Annotated in this window: 9 protein-coding genes; 6 read left to right on the top strand and 3 right to left on the bottom strand. The window is 65.1% G+C overall.

The genetic code is table 11. The annotated features are described in order from the left end of the window. Window positions 1-60 precede the first annotated feature (60 nt). Together AKN84_RS25860 and AKN84_RS25855 are read right to left on the bottom strand one after the other, a co-directional pair. Window positions 61-2,262 (bottom strand): amylo-alpha-1,6-glucosidase, encoded by a 2,202-nt coding sequence (locus AKN84_RS25860; protein WP_050423404.1) that lies wholly within the window; start codon window positions 2,260-2,262, stop codon window positions 61-63. 91 nt (window positions 2,263-2,353) lie between these two features. Further along, the gene (locus AKN84_RS25855; RefSeq protein WP_050423403.1) at window positions 2,354-4,117 is read right to left on the bottom strand and encodes an ABC transporter ATP-binding protein; all 1,764 of its coding nucleotides are present in this window, start codon (window positions 4,115-4,117) and stop codon (window positions 2,354-2,356) included. A gap of 310 nt (window positions 4,118-4,427) precedes the next feature. Here AKN84_RS25855 and AKN84_RS25850 point away from each other — a divergent pair, with 310 nt between their 5' ends. From AKN84_RS25850 to AKN84_RS25825, 6 genes are all read left to right on the top strand, one after another. Beyond that, a complete protein-coding gene (locus AKN84_RS25850) occupies window positions 4,428-5,495 on the top strand; it encodes a glycosyltransferase family 4 protein (RefSeq protein WP_050423402.1) in 1,068 nt (355 codons plus the stop codon). 302 nt (window positions 5,496-5,797) lie between these two features. Next, window positions 5,798-7,051: an ABC transporter substrate-binding protein gene (locus AKN84_RS25845; protein ID WP_050423401.1), complete on the top strand. Its 1,254-nt coding sequence runs from the start codon at window positions 5,798-5,800 to the stop codon at window positions 7,049-7,051. 16 nt (window positions 7,052-7,067) lie between these two features. Then, window positions 7,068-7,937 (top strand): branched-chain amino acid ABC transporter permease, encoded by an 870-nt coding sequence (locus tag AKN84_RS25840; protein ID WP_050423400.1) that lies wholly within the window; start codon window positions 7,068-7,070, stop codon window positions 7,935-7,937. After that, the gene (locus AKN84_RS25835) at window positions 7,937-8,923 is read left to right on the top strand and encodes a branched-chain amino acid ABC transporter permease (protein WP_050423399.1); all 987 of its coding nucleotides are present in this window, start codon (window positions 7,937-7,939) and stop codon (window positions 8,921-8,923) included. Before AKN84_RS25840 ends, AKN84_RS25835 begins: the two co-directional genes overlap by 1 nt. Before the next feature lie 10 nt (window positions 8,924-8,933). After that, window positions 8,934-9,677: an ABC transporter ATP-binding protein gene (locus AKN84_RS25830; protein WP_050423439.1), complete on the top strand. Its 744-nt coding sequence runs from the start codon at window positions 8,934-8,936 to the stop codon at window positions 9,675-9,677. Further along, window positions 9,670-10,374, top strand: coding sequence for an ABC transporter ATP-binding protein (locus tag AKN84_RS25825; protein WP_050423398.1), 705 nt, complete (start codon window positions 9,670-9,672; stop codon window positions 10,372-10,374). The genes AKN84_RS25830 and AKN84_RS25825 overlap by 8 nt, the downstream gene beginning before the upstream one ends. A 117-nt stretch (window positions 10,375-10,491) precedes the next feature. Here the strand turns inward: AKN84_RS25825 and AKN84_RS25820 are convergent, their stop codons facing one another. Further along, window positions 10,492-12,435, bottom strand: coding sequence for an alkyl/aryl-sulfatase (locus tag AKN84_RS25820; RefSeq protein ID WP_050423397.1), 1,944 nt, complete (start codon window positions 12,433-12,435; stop codon window positions 10,492-10,494). Between the last annotated feature and the right edge of the window lie 46 nt (window positions 12,436-12,481).

Below are 12,481 nucleotides of genomic sequence, written 5' to 3'. Positions count from 1 at the left end.
CCCACGATTTCCCTGGCGCACGCATACTGCGCGACGACGCTCCACGCCGCGCGACGACTCTTAATGCGTCAGCACGATCGACACCTGGATCTGGCCGCGCGTGCGCAACACTTCGAGTGACACCTCATCGCCATGGCGACGCAGCCGCAGATCGACGCTGGATGCGCCGAGCCTGAGATCGCGCAGCACCACGTCGTTGAGGAATTCCGGCAGGCACGGATCCCGCAAGCGGATCTCGCCGCGCGCGGTGTCGAACTCCAGCCCGAGCGCGGCCTCCAGCAGCGTGAACGGCGTCGCGCTCGCCCAGGCCTGCGGTGCGCAGGCTACGGGATAAAGCACCGGGCCGCGCCGGCGCTCGCGGCGGAAGCCGCAGAACAACTCCGGCAGCCGCCGCAGCTCCATATAGCTCGCGGCGTCGAACAGGCCCTTGAACAGATGCGCGACCGAATGCTTGAGGCCGTAGCGCGCAAGTCCGAGCGCGATCAGCGCATTGTCATGCGGCCAGATCGAGCCGTCGTGATAGGACATCGGGTTGTAGCGCGCCTCACCCACGGCGACGGTGCGGATGCCCCAACCGGAAAAGAATTTCTGGCTCATCAGATCGGCGGCGACCCGTCGCGCGCGGTCTTCCCGCACCATGCCGGAGAACAAGGTTTGTCCGGCATTCGACGTGCGCACCCTGCACTGCCGCTTGGCGCCGTCGAGCGCGAGGGCATAGGTGCCGAGCTCCTCGCACCAGAATGCGTCCTCGAACCGCGCGCGCAGCCGCTCCGCCTCGGCATCGAGCTTGGCGGCCTTGTCCGCAAGGCCGAGCTGGCGTGCGGCACGCGCGGCAAGCTGCTTGCCGGCGAACACATAGCCCTGCACTTCAGCCAGCGCGATATTGCCCTCGGCGAGCGTGCCGTCGGCGTGGAAGATGGCGTCGAAAGAGTCCTTCCAGCCTTGATTGCGAAGGCCCTCCTCGGTCGCGCGCTGGTACTCGACGAAACCATCGCGATCGGGATCGCCCGGACCGTCGATCCATTGCAAGCCGGCCTCGACCGCCGGCCACAGCTCGCGCAACGTCTCCACATCGCCGGTGCGCTCCAGGTAGAGCCCGGCGAGCAGCACGAACAGCGGCGTCGAATCGACGCTGCCGTAGTAATGCGCGAACGGCACCTCGCGCAGCGCGGCCATCTCGCCGCCGCGCATCTCGTGCAGGATCTTGCCCGGCGCGGCATCGGCCAGCGGATCGACCGCCTTGGCCTGGAACAGCGCCAGCCGCTTCAGCACGCCCTTGGCGATCCGCGGATCGACCCACAGCATCTGCAGCGCCGTGATCAGCCCGTCGCGCCCGAACGTCGTCGAGTACCAGGGAATGCCGGCATAGGGGTAACGGCCCTGCGGCGTCTCGGTCATCAGCATGTTGAGGTCGGCCATCGCCTGGCACAGCACCTCGTTGAAGATGTTGTTCGAGGTCTCGATCGAGGCCGCTCCGGCCGACGAATTCCGCATCTCGCGGCGATGCGCCAAGAGCCCGCGGAAGAACGGCACCGGCTTCTGCATGATCGGCTTGTTGCAGGACACCGCGACGAACAGCGAGGTGACCTCGCCGGGCTCGAGATCGAAATGATAGGTCGCAGCGTTGACCGACAGCCGGGTCGGCCGCGGATCGAAATGCAGCGCGGTGATCCGCGTCTGCTCATCGAGGCCGCAATATTCCAGCACGACGTCTGTTGGACCGAGCAGCTTGCTCGAGCCGATGCCGCGCCGCGGCCGCCGCTCGCCGCGCACCTCGAACAGGTCGGCAAAGTCATTGTCGAACAGCAGCGTGAGATCGAAGCTCGCGGCATGATCGCCATGGTTCTGCAGGCCTATGCGCTGATAGGCGGTGCCGCGCCACAGGAAGATCGAGCGCACGATGTGCAGCGTGTCCTTCTGCAGCGTGAGACGGCCGTCGCGATAGACGTCGGAATTGGTCAGATCGACCGTCAGCGCCGAATTGTCGTCGCGCATGTTGGAGCCGAGCAGCAGCGGCTGCACGTCCTCCAGCACCATCTCCAGCCGCGCGAGGTAGCGCGTGTCGGCGTTGAACAGGCCATCGGGCCCGCCGGCTGAGGCGCCGATGTCGCCATGGCTGTCGAGCACGATGAAGGTGTCGTCATGCTTAAGCGAGCGCCGCGGCCGCGCCGCGGGCCCGGTCATCGGAATGTAGAACGGCGATTCGGCGACACGCTCAGTGATGCGAGCAGTGATGATCTGCGTAACGACGTCAGCTGCCATCTGAACCTCTGGCGACTTTGCCTAGCTCAAGTCTCGACTCTCGGTTCGAACGAACGCACCGGAACACAAGAACACGCTTGATGACGCGGGGTCAGGCCGCGCTGGTCGAGAGGCGGCCCATCTCGCGCGCCACGAGGTCGCGGTAGGGACCCCTTCCCTTCACCAGGATATCGGGCGGACCGTCCTCGACGATCCGGCCGCCCTGCAGCACGACCACGCGATCGAAGCTGCGCAGCGTCGCGAGGCGATGTGCGATCGCGACCACGGTACGCCCGCGCATCAGGCGCGACAACGCCTCGCGGATCGCCTCCTCGGACTCGGCATCGAGCGCCGCGGTGGCCTCGTCGAGCAGCAGGATCGGCGCATCCTTGAGGAACGCGCGCGCGATCGCGATCCGCTGGCGCTGGCCGCCCGAGACCTTGACGCCGCGGTCGCCGACGATGGTGTTCATGCCCTCGGGCAGGCTTTCGATGAAGTCGCAGCGCGCCGCGATCGCCGCCCGCAACACCTCGTCGTCGGTGGCGTCCGGGCGGCCGTAGCGGATGTTCTCCAGGATCGAGCGATGGAACAGCGAGATGTCCTGCGGCACCACCGAGATCGCCGCGCGCAGGCTCAGCTGGGTGACGCGCGAGATGTCCTGGCCATCGACCGTGATGTTGCCCTGCTCGACGTCGTAGAAGCGCTGCAGAAGGGTAAACAGTGTTGACTTGCCGCCGCCGGACTGGCCGACCAGGCCCACCCGCTGGCCGGGCTGGATGCGCAGGCTGAAACGCTCGAACACCTGCAAGCCGCCGGGATAGCGGAACGAGACATTGTTGAAGGCGATCGCCGCACCGCTCTTCACCAGCACCTCGGCTTCCGGATGGTCCTTCAGCTCGTGCGGCTGCAGCAGCGTCGCCAGCGCCTCGGTGAGGCGCGCGACATGCTGGGTGACGTCGACCAGCGCAACGGCAAGGTCACGCGTCGCGCTCAGGATCGAGATGCCGAGCGTGCAGACCAGCACGACGTCGCCGGTGGTGGCTTGGCCCTGCTGCCAGAGCGAGAGCGCCCAGGCCAGCATCGCGATCGTCAGGATCACGGTCACAGCAGCGTGAACGAGGCGGAGCTTCTCGAGATAGCGCAGGGAACGGCCGCGCGCGACGAGTTCCCGATTCACCGTCGCGTCGAAGCGATCGTGCTCGTAGCCGAGGCCGCAGAACGCCCGCACCAGCGGCAAATTGTTGATGACGTCGACCATTTCGCCGTCGACCGCGGCCGCCCGGTTGGCGAAATCGTCATGCAGCGGCCTGCCGGCGGCGGCCATGCGGAACATCGCCACTACCATGGTTCCTGCAATCAGGATCAGCACTGCTGACATTGTCACGCTGACGGTTCCAACCAGGGTGATCGCCGCGAAGGTCGCGATGCAGGGCGGCAGCACGTTCCATACGAACATGTTCTCCACGGTGAACACCGCGTTCGACGTCGCGGTGATCCGGCTGGTCAGCATGCCCGGCAGCCGGTCGGTGAAATAGCTCGGCGCGTGGCCGGTGAGATGGCGGAACATGTCGCGGCGCAGGTCGCCGGTGACGCTGACAAAGGTGTAGCTCGCAGTCCAGCTCGCGATCCGCCACATGAAGTTGTCGGCTGCGATCAGCGACATGAGCAGAGCGAATGCCAGCCATACGCCATTCGCGGCCGACGGCCCCGCCGACAACGCGTCGACCAGATTCTTCACCCCGTATTGCGTGCCTACCGAGCAGGCAACCGCTGCGACTACCGCCGACAAGATCACAACATGCGACGGAAGCCGCCGGCGCAGATAGCGCAGCACAAAGGGGAACGGGCGATGCGCGTATCCTGACAGATGATCCATGACGTCCTGCAAAACCTGTTGAAGGTGAACGAGAAATACTAGTCGAAGCTCTCGTGCACGATGACGTGAAGGGCGGCGGTGGGATTCCTTGATGCAGCCATCAGTGCGCAACAATTTTGCAACGCTGGCGTCGGCAAAAACGTGTTGGAGCGTGATGGCATCAGCAAGACCAGAGTGTGATCGAAGAAAGAAGCGACAGATCTCCCACATCTAAGGAACCTCGCACGTGCGAGAACGTTCCCGTCTTCGGCATGTCCGGTGCCATCAGAGGGCTGAGGGTTCACTCACATCACAAACAGGAGACGGAGAAATGCGCATCGCGCAGGTTGCCCCGCTGACGGAGGCTGTTCCCCCCAAGCTCTACGGCGGCACCGAACGGGTCGTGCACTGGCTGACCGAAGAACTTGTAACACTTGGACATGACGTGACGTTGTTCGCCAGTGGCGACTCACAGACCTCCGCGAAGCTCGATGCGACCTGGCCGAAGGCACTGCGGCTCGACGGCTCCGTCCGCGACCCCAATGCACTGCACATGGTGATGCTGGAACGCGTCCGGCAGAAAGCCGACGACGAGGAATTCGACTTCCTGCACTGCCATCTCGACTATTACCCGTGGTCGCTGTTCGCACGGCAGCCGACGCCGTTCGTGACCACGCTGCACGGCCGGCTCGACCTGCCGGAGCATCAGCCCGTCTTCAACACCTTCTCCAAGATCCCGGTGATCTCGATCTCCAACGCGCAGCGGCGGCCGGTGCCGCAGGCGCACTGGGTGCGCACCATCCATCACGGACTGCCGGAGAATCTGCTGACGCCGCAACCGGCCAGGCAATCCTATCTCGCCGTGCTCGGCCGCATCGCGCCGGAGAAAGGCGTCGATCGCGCGATCAAGATCGCAACCCGTTGCGGCATTCCGCTGAAGATCGCAGCCAAGGTCGATCGCGCCGACCAGGAATATTACGACGAGTTGATCAAGCCGCTGATCACCAACAATCCGCTGGTCGAGTTCATCGGCGAGATCAGCGACCGCGAGAAGCCGGATTTTCTCAGCGGCGCGATCGGGCTCCTGGTTCCGATCGACTGGCCGGAGCCGTTCGGCCTCGTGATGATCGAAGCGATGGCCTGCGGCACGCCCGTCATTGCATATAACCGCGGTTCGGTGCCTGAGATCATCGAGGATGGCCTGACCGGCTTCATCGTCGAGGACGAGATCAGCGCGATCTCCTCCGTCGGCCGCTTGTCGACGCTCAACCGCGACGCGATCCGCAAGCAGTTCGAGACCCGCTTCACCGCACGGCGGATGGCGCTCGACTATCTCGCCGCCTATCGCAGCCTGATGGAAGCCAAGCCGCGCTTCAAGCTGGTGGCGAGTGCGGAGTAGGAGTTGCAGCGGCCGATCGAATGATCCGGCGGGCCGGCCGGCACTGTCCGTGCCGGTTCGTTGGGTCATTCGATTGTCAATAATACCGTCATCTCTGGCGGCAGCTCTCGCGCAGCGGAGCTGCTCACATGCACGCGTCGCACGATTGTTGCGACGCACCAGTCGCAGTTCGTTTCCCCATGAGCCCGGCCGATATCGCCTTTGCGATTGCCGAATTACGTGCTCTTATGCGCCCCGCTTGAGCAAAAAATAATAAGCGAGCGGACGGAGCAACCGGGCCGCGGTCGCACAGGGGGAACGCCATGACAAGGGACCGCAAGCCGCCGGCCATTAATAATGCCGTGCCAACCCAAGCCTCACGGACCAAGCTGAACCGCCGCAAGTTCCTGGCCAAGACCGGCGGCGTCCTCGCGGCCGGCGCATTCGGCGCGGTCCCGCTGCGCGGTTGGGCCGCCGACCCGATCAATATCGGCGCGCTCTATCCGACCACCGGCAGCATGGCGCAGATCGGCACCGGCTGCGTTGCAGCAGCCAAGCTCGCCGTCGACATGGTCAACGAGGCCGGCGGCATCAAGTCGCTTGGCAGCGCCAAGCTCAACCTCATCGTCTCCGACGTGCAGAGCGACACCACGGTGACGCGCACCGAGACCGACCGCCTGATATCAGGCAACAAGCTGTCGGCAATCCATGGCTGCTATGCCAGCGCGCTGACCTTGATCGCGAGCGAGGTCTGCGAGCGCGCTCACGTTCCGATCATCACCGGATCGAGCTCCGACCAGCTCAACAAGGGGCGCAGCTACACCTTCACGCCGTTCGCGCGCGCCTCGCAATTCGCCAAGGCGCAGCTGCAGATGGCCAAGCTGGTCAGCGATCAGGCCAAGGTCGCCGTCATCTTCGAGAACACGGCGTTCGGTACCTCGACCTCGAACGGGCTGAAGGAGCTGGCGCCGGGCGAAGGCGTCGAGATCGTGATGTTCGAGCCCTACTCGGCCGGCTTCACCGATGCCAGCCCGCTGATCAACAAGGTCAAGGCTTCCGGCGCCAATACGCTGTTCTCGCTGTCCTATCTCAACGACCTCATCCTGATCGTGCGCACCGTGAAGCAGGTCGGGCTCGACATTGCGATCAATGGCGGCTCGGGCGGCTTCGTGATGCCGGACTTCTACAAGAATGTCGGCAAGGCGGCCGAGGGCCTGCAGGGCGTCGCGCACTGGAACCACGACGTCAACGAGGATGCGCAGAAGGTCAACGCCGAATTCAAGAAGCGCACCGGCGAGTTCGCCTTCGAATATGCCGGCGGCCTGGTCGCGCAGACCTTCATGCTGGCCGACGCGCTGGAGCGCGCCGCCTCCGCCGATCCCAAGAAGGTGCGCGAAGCGCTCTCGACGCTCGACGTCTCCTCCGGCTATGCGGCGATGGCGCCGGGCGGCAAGGTGAAGTTCGGCCCGGACGGCAAGAACGTCTATGGCCGTCCGGTCGGCGTGCAGTGGCAGAACGCCGATCTCGCCAGCATCTTCCCCAAGGAAGACGCCCGCGCCCCGCTGATGAAGACCTGAACCGCGGTCGCATCGCATGTGGGAGACACTGGCCCAGGCTGTGATCAACGGCCTGCTCATCGGCGGCATCTACGCGCTTGTCAGCATCGGCGTCACGCTGATCTTCGGCGTGGTCAAGATCGTCAATTTCGCGCAGGGCGAGTTCGTGATGATCGGGATGTATATCTCGTTCTTCCTCGCCACCCAATTCGGCATCGATCCGCTGGTCTCGCTTGTGGTCTCGATGCCGGTGCTGTTCCTGGCCGGCGTCCTGATCCAGCATTTCCTGATCCGCAGGGTGCTCGGGCCGAACGACATGCCGCAGATCTTCCTGACCTTCGCGCTGTCGCTCTTGCTGCTCAATCTCTCGCTGATGCTGTTCAGCGCCAATTACCGCACCGTCCATACCTTCTATTCGGATGAAGCCTGGCATATCGGCGGGCTTTACATTCCGGTGGCCAAGCTGATCGCCTTCGCGGTTGCGATGGCGCTGAGCGGCCTGCTCTGGGTGTTCCTGCACACCACCGATCTCGGCCGCGCCATGCGCGCGGCGTCGCAGAACCGCGACGTCGCGATGCTGATGGGGATCAATCCGAACCGCGTATTCGCGGTGGCGTTCGGCACTGCGCTGGCGCTCGCGGGCGCCGCCGGCTCGCTCTTGATGCCGTTCTATTCGGCCTATCCGTTCGTCGGCCAGGTGTTCGTGCTGATGGCGTTCGTCGCCGTCGTGATGGGCACGCTCGGCAATGTGATGGGCGCGCTGGTCGCGAGCCTGATGATGGGCATCGCGGAATCGCTCGGCATCCAGTTCGTCGGCGCCGATTCCGGCCTGATCGTGGTGTTCGGGCTGCTGCTGCTGACGCTTGCCTTCAGGCCGAGCGGTCTCGGCGCCAGGAGAGGCCGCTGATGCAGACCTCAGGCACATTGAAGTGGCTCGGGCTCGCGATCGGCGCCGTCGTCATGCTCGCGCTGCCCCAGCTCGTCACCTCATCCTTCGCGATCGACATCTTCATCCGCATCTTGCTGTTCTCCTTCATCGGCGTTGCCTGGAACCTGATGGGCGGCTATGCCAAGCAGCTGTCGCTCGGGCACGCCGCCTATTTCGGGCTCGGCGCCTACACCTCGACCATCATGCAGGTGAACTACGGGATCTCGCCCTGGATCGGGATGATCGCCGGCGGCGTGGTCGCGATGCTGGCTAGCCTGCCGATCGGCTGGCTCTGCTTCCGCCTGCGTGGCCCCTACTTCACCATCGCGACCATCGCGACCGCCCAGGTGCTGATGCTGATCTTCCTCAAGTTCCGCGATTTCGCCTGGGGCGCGGAAGGCACCACGATCCCGAATCTCGGCAGCGCGCCGCTGATGATGCAGTTCGAGGAGAAGTCGTCCTATTACTACGTCGTGCTCGGACTGCTCGCGGTCGGGCTGTGGATCACCCACAGGATCGAAAAATCCTGGATGGGCTACTACCTCGTCGCGATCGGCGAGGATGAAGATGCCGCGGAAGCGGTCGGCGTCAACGCCCCCAAGATCAAGCGCGACATCTACATGATCAGCGCGTTCCTGACCGCGCTCGCCGGCACCTTCTACACGCAATACATCTACTTCATCGATCCCGCGACCGCGTTCAGCTTCAACGTCTCGATCGAGGCGGCGCTGGTGTCGATTGTCGGCGGCATCGGCACGCTATGGGGCCCCGTGATCGGCACCGTGCTGCTGGAGACCACCTCGGCGCTGTTGCAAAGCTGGCTCGGCAGCTCGGTGGGCGGCATCCAGCTCACGGTCTACAGCCTGATCCTGATGGCGGTCATCCTGTGGCGGCCGACCGGGCTGATCGGGTTTGCGACCGATGTCTATCACCGCACCCTCCGGCGCAAGCCGGCACGCGCCTGAGGTCGCCCCGATGGCGGAAGCACTGGTCATCAAGGGTCTCAGCAAGCGCTTCGGCGGCCTGCGCGCCGTGCAGGATGTCAGCTTCACCGTGCAGGAGAACGAGACGGTCGCGTTGATCGGACCGAACGGCGCCGGCAAGACCACGAGCTTTCACCTGATCACGGGATTTCACCGGCCGGACTCCGGCTCGGTGCTCGCCTTCGGTCACGAGGTCGTGGGTCTCAAGCCGCACGATGTCTGCGCCCTGGGGATGGCCCGCACCTTCCAGGTCGCAAAGCCGTTCGGCGCGATGACGGTGCTCGCCAATGTGATGACCGGCGCCTTCCTGCGCGACCGTCACATTGCCGCGGCACGCAGCAAGGCGCGCGAGGCGATCGAGTTCGTCGGCCTCGGCGCCAGGGAGCAGACCCCGGCCAAGGACCTCACCACCATCGACCAGCGCCGCCTGGAGATGGCCCGCGCGCTGGCGACGCAGCCGAGGATCCTTCTGCTCGACGAGGTGATGGCCGGGCTCAACCCGGCCGAGATCGACCAGGCGGTGGCGCTGGTGAAGAAGCTCTCGGCGAGCGGCCTGACCATCGTGATCGTCGAGCATGTGATGCGCGCGATCATGGCGGTGGCCCGCCACATCGTGGTGCTCGACCACGGCCAGAAGATCGCCGAGGGCGCGCCGAAGGAGATCGTGGAGAATCCGGAAGTGATCCGCGCCTATCTCGGCTCCTACGTGCATCCGCCGGGAGACGCCCATGCTTGAGCTCTCCGGCGTCAGCGCCAGCTATGGTTCGGTCCCTGCCATCACCGATGTCAGCATCTCCATCGGCGAGGGCGAAGCCGTCGGCCTGCTAGGCGCCAACGGTGCCGGCAAGAGCACGACGCTGCGCGCGGTCTCCGGCCTCGTCAAACTGTTCGCCGGCAAGGTCACGTTCGACGGCGTCGATCTCGCCGCGCTGCCGCCGTACCGGATTCCGGAGCTCGGCATCGCGCATGTCCCCGAAGGCCGCCAGGTGTTCCCCGACATGACGGTGCAGGAGAATCTCGAGATCGGCGCCTATACGCCGAAAGCCAAAGCGGATCGCACACGCACGATGGAGCTGGTCTACAGTATCTTCCCGCGGCTCGCCGACCGCAGGAAGCAGCTTGCCGGCACCATGAGCGGCGGCGAGCAGCAGATGGTCGCGGTCGGCCGCGGGTTGATGCTGAAACCCCGCCTGTTGATGCTGGACGAACCCTCACTCGGCCTCGCGCCCGTGATGACCGACGTCACCTTCGAGAAGATCGGCGAGATCCACAAGATGGGCACCGCGATCCTGCTGGTCGAGCAGAATGTCAGCCGCGCGCTGTCCCTCGTGCAGCGCGCCTATGTGCTGGAAAGCGGCAACGTCATCATGCAAGGCACCAGCGCCGAGCTTGCCAACAACAAGCAGGTGCAGGCGGCGTATCTCGGGATTTGAGACCTCGTCTGCCAATCCGTCATCCTGAGCGCGGCCACCAGCCGGGCCGTCAACCCTTCGAGGCGCGCGCGAGAGCGCGCCCCTCAGGGTGACGGTCAACGTTCAGCACATACGGCTCTATGTCACCACCGTCCGCTTCGGCTCGACGATCTCCCACATCCGCGGGAACTCATCCATCAGCATCATCAATTCACCGAGCCGCAGCGGCTCGCCGGATACCTTGACCGTGCCGGCGGCGACGGCTTCCGGGAACGTGGTCAGCTTGGCGATGACCTCATCCAGCACGCTGCGCGCCAGCGTGAAGCCGGCGTGCGCATCTGCGGCCTGCGCGCCCTCGATGTAAGTCAGCGCCGAGTTCTCGAGATTGAGGACGAAGGTCTCACCCGTATCGGTAAAGCTCCAGTTCAGCACGATGTGCTTGCCTTCGGCCTTGGGGCCGTTGAGGCGGATGCCGAGCACGTCCCAGAGCTGCCCGGTGCGCAGCGCGGCCAGCGTCTCGCGCGGCATCGGCGAGCGCGGCGGCGTCTTCGGCATGCCCTGCCGCAGCTCCTGCGCGCCGAACAGATAGGCGTTGCGCCAGGTCGAACTTTCGGCGGCATAGCCGAGCTGCTCGAACGCGTCGGCCAGCAATGCGCGCGCCGCCTGGTTGTCAGGCTCGGCGAACACGAGATGGCTCACGGCCTGCGCCACGAAGCGGAATTCGCCCTTGGCGAAATCCGCCGCAGCGCGTTTCAGGATCGCATCGGCGCCGCCCATATACTCGACATACTTCTTGCCGGCTTCGACCGGCGGCAGCGGATCGAGATTGACCGGATTGGCGTCGTACCAGCCGAGATACTTCTGGTAGATCGCCTTCACATTGTGCCTGATATGGCCGTAATAGCCGCGGCCGTGCCAGGCGCCCTCCAAACTCTGCGGCAGCCGGATCGTCTCGGCGATCTCGGCCGCGTTGAGCCCGTGGTTCATCAACCGGATGGTCTGGTCATGCGCGTATTTGTAGAGGTCGCGCTGCTCGCGGATCATGGTGTCGATCCGCTCCCGTCCCCAGACCGGCCAGTGATGCTGGCCGCACATCGCTTCCGCCTTGCCGCCCCACATCTGCAGCGCCTCGCCGAGATATTTCGACCAGGCCAGCGCATCGCGCACGTCGGCGCCGCGGAACGGCAGCAGGTTGTGGAAGTTGTGCGTGCAGTTCTCCGCCAGGTTCAGGAGCTTGTAGCGCGGGATGAAGAAATGCATCTCCGCCGGCGCCTCGCTGTTCGGCGCCATCTGAAATTCGAACTCGACGCCGTCGATCACGCGCCTGTCGCCGGTCGCGATGATCAGATCGGTCGGCCGCAGCAGCGCGACGCCGCCCGCCGCCATGGTCTTGCCGAGGCCACAATCGACATGGCCGCGCACGCCCTTGGCGAGGAACGGCCCGAACTGGTATTGCGCGCGGCGCAGCATCGCCGGCCCCGCGATGATGTTCTCGGAGACCGCGTGCTCCATGAAGAAGTTCGGCGCAATGATCGGCACGCCCGCCGCCAGCATGGCGTCGTCGAGCACGCCCCGCGCGCCGCCCCAATGGTCGGTGTGGGTATGGCTGAAGATCACGGCGGCGACCGGCCGCTTGCCGCGATGCTGGAAGTACAGCTCCATCGCGGCGCGCGCGCCTTCGATCGAGGTCAGCGTGTCGACCACGATGACGCCCTTGTCGCCCTCGATCAGCGTCATGTTGGCGATGTCGAGCCCACGCACCTGGTAGACACCCGGCACCACTTCGAACAGGCCGTGATGCATGTTGAGCCGCGACTGCCGCCACAGGCTCGGGTCAACCGTCGCAGGCGCCTTCTCCTCGGAGAGGAAGCCGTAGGGCTCCAGACTCCAGACCACCCGGCCCTGCGCCGAGGCGATGCGCGCGTTCTCGATGGTGCCGAGAAAGCCGCGCGCAGCGTCGTCGAAGTCACGCGTATCGGAGAACGGCAGCGCCTTCAGCGTCGCCTCATGCTGCGCGATGACCGGCGCGGATGCCGCCTTCGCAGCTTCGTGCGATGTCTCACCTGCGGTTGTCTGCGTCATACTCAGGCACTCCTCGTTGGGCAGAAATCAGTCCCGATCACGCACC

This window comes from Bradyrhizobium tropiciagri (assembly GCF_001189845.1).
Taxonomy (GTDB): Bacteria; Pseudomonadota; Alphaproteobacteria; order Rhizobiales; family Xanthobacteraceae; genus Bradyrhizobium; species Bradyrhizobium tropiciagri.
This window is presented reverse-complemented; position numbering and strand designations above follow the sequence as displayed.

Excerpts from the sequence above, each read along its gene's own strand:
- AKN84_RS25860 (WP_050423404.1), bottom strand. The coding sequence starts at position 2,262 with ATGGCAGCTGACGTCGTTACGCAGATCATCACTGCTCGCATCACTGAG.
- AKN84_RS25855 (WP_050423403.1), bottom strand. The coding sequence starts at position 4,117 with ATGGATCATCTGTCAGGATACGCGCATCGCCCGTTCCCCTTTGTGCTG.
- AKN84_RS25850 (WP_050423402.1), top strand. The coding sequence starts at position 4,428 with ATGCGCATCGCGCAGGTTGCCCCGCTGACGGAGGCTGTTCCCCCCAAG.
- AKN84_RS25845 (WP_050423401.1), top strand. The coding sequence starts at position 5,798 with ATGACAAGGGACCGCAAGCCGCCGGCCATTAATAATGCCGTGCCAACC.
- AKN84_RS25840 (WP_050423400.1), top strand. The coding sequence starts at position 7,068 with ATGTGGGAGACACTGGCCCAGGCTGTGATCAACGGCCTGCTCATCGGC.
- AKN84_RS25835 (WP_050423399.1), top strand. The coding sequence starts at position 7,937 with ATGCAGACCTCAGGCACATTGAAGTGGCTCGGGCTCGCGATCGGCGCC.
- AKN84_RS25830 (WP_050423439.1), top strand. The coding sequence starts at position 8,934 with ATGGCGGAAGCACTGGTCATCAAGGGTCTCAGCAAGCGCTTCGGCGGC.
- AKN84_RS25825 (WP_050423398.1), top strand. The coding sequence starts at position 9,670 with ATGCTTGAGCTCTCCGGCGTCAGCGCCAGCTATGGTTCGGTCCCTGCC.
- AKN84_RS25820 (WP_050423397.1), bottom strand. The coding sequence starts at position 12,435 with ATGACGCAGACAACCGCAGGTGAGACATCGCACGAAGCTGCGAAGGCG.